Origin of the sequence: Treponema sp. OMZ 840 (assembly GCF_050937815.1) — a bacterium.
Classification (GTDB): Bacteria; Spirochaetota; Spirochaetia; order Treponematales; family Treponemataceae; genus Treponema_C.
Genome location: NZ_JACDIJ010000057.1, coordinates 1 through 286, shown reverse-complemented (window position 1 = coordinate 286; position 286 = coordinate 1). Strand labels below are relative to the sequence as shown.

General features: G+C 57.7%; 1 protein-coding gene. It reads left to right on the top strand.

Annotated features, from left to right (window positions below; translation table 11 throughout):
- On the top strand, positions 1 to 286 hold a 286-nt coding region (locus H0R92_RS14090; protein WP_432966324.1), incomplete at both ends, for a hypothetical protein.

The following is a 286-nucleotide window of genomic DNA, read 5'->3' as shown; positions in this document are numbered from 1 at the left end:
CACGCCGCCCGTTCAACAGGGCGGCGCTAACATCGGTCTTTCACCGGGCGGCACACAGGGAGGAAGCGGTACGGGAGGAACGGCTGATACTGTAGGACAGTCGGGAAACGAAAATGCGGCACCTGTACAAGGTCCGTCTTCGCCGAATACGGGCGGAGTTGCATCCGTTCCTCCCGTACAAAACGAATCGGACATTACACAACAGGCGGCAAGTGCACAAAACCCCGTTCCGCAAGTGCCCGCAACAGCGGAAAAGAAAAAAAGCGAGGGATTGTGGTCGGGATTG